This window comes from Vogesella mureinivorans, assembly GCF_007644035.1.
Classification (GTDB): Bacteria; Pseudomonadota; Gammaproteobacteria; order Burkholderiales; family Chromobacteriaceae; genus Vogesella; species Vogesella mureinivorans.
Genome location: NZ_VMTV02000664.1, coordinates 1 through 323 on the forward strand (window position 1 = coordinate 1; position 323 = coordinate 323).

General features: G+C 61.6%; 1 protein-coding gene. It reads right to left on the minus strand.

Annotated elements, in window-relative coordinates; genetic code table 11:
- Positions 1–308: hypothetical protein (locus FLQ44_RS17630; protein WP_439144943.1), on the minus strand; the 308-nt coding region annotated here is incomplete at its 3' end.
- Positions 309–323 lie beyond the last annotated feature (15 nt).

Below are 323 nucleotides of genomic sequence, written 5' to 3' on the forward strand. Positions count from 1 at the left end.
AGCCGCCCCTTGTCCTGGTGCTCAACCCACAGCACGCTGTACTGGTCTTTATCGAGTCCGGGCATCAGAACCCGCTCGAAGCTGGCCATCAGTTTTTCCCGCTGGCCGGGCGGTAAGTCCTCTTCGGCAAAAGACAGCACGCCGGAGGTGTATTTTTTGGCGTAGGGCGAGACGTCGATAAGCTCCCGCACCTCTTCCGGCTTCCCCTGCAGGACAGTGGCGCCGTCACGCTGCCGGTCTTTACCGAGCAGATAATCCACCGGACCGGCGCCGCCGCCACGCCCACGCGGGTGAAACTTAACGATCATCGTCTGCCCCCTTTT